Origin of the sequence: Verminephrobacter aporrectodeae subsp. tuberculatae At4 (assembly GCF_000193225.1) — a bacterium.
Taxonomy (GTDB): Bacteria; Pseudomonadota; Gammaproteobacteria; order Burkholderiales; family Burkholderiaceae_C; genus Acidovorax; species Acidovorax aporrectodeae.
The window spans coordinates 1-434 of record NZ_AFAL01000641.1 but is presented as its reverse complement, the minus strand read 5'-3'; the positions used below and the strand labels follow the sequence as shown (position 1 = coordinate 434).

Annotated in this window: 1 protein-coding gene; it reads right to left on the bottom strand. The window is 66.6% G+C overall.

Annotation, left to right across the window (positions count from 1 at the left end; translation table 11 throughout):
- On the bottom strand, positions 1 to 434 hold a 434-nt coding region (locus VTU_RS30810), incomplete at both ends, for a SwmB domain-containing protein (RefSeq protein ID WP_010107254.1).

The window sequence follows — 434 nt, the reverse complement described above, 5'->3', positions numbered from 1 at the left end:
GAGCGCGGCCGGGTCCAGGCTGTTGGATTCGGTGTACGTGAGCACCAGCTGGTCGCCGGTGACTGCGGCGCTGTGGATCACCGGGGGTGTGGTGTCGCGTGTGTTGTTCACTACCGCGGTGGCCGCAAAGCTGGCCGCGTCGTTGCCTGTGGCGTCCTGTATCGCGTTGGCGTCGTCGCCGCTCGTGGGGTCGGTGTAGGCGACGGTGACCGACTGGCCGTTGCTGACCGCCGTGGTGAGCGTGAGCGTGACGGTCTTGGTTTGGGCATCGATGGTGACGTGGGTGACGGCATTCGCGACGCCATCCACGAGCACCGTAAAGGCCCCGTTCGCCGGCTTGCGGGTCGGGTCCGCGTTCAGGTGGCTCGTGTCGCCAAAGCTGAGCACCAGTTGGTTGCCCGTGACTTTGGGGCGATGGTCGCCGGTGGTGATCA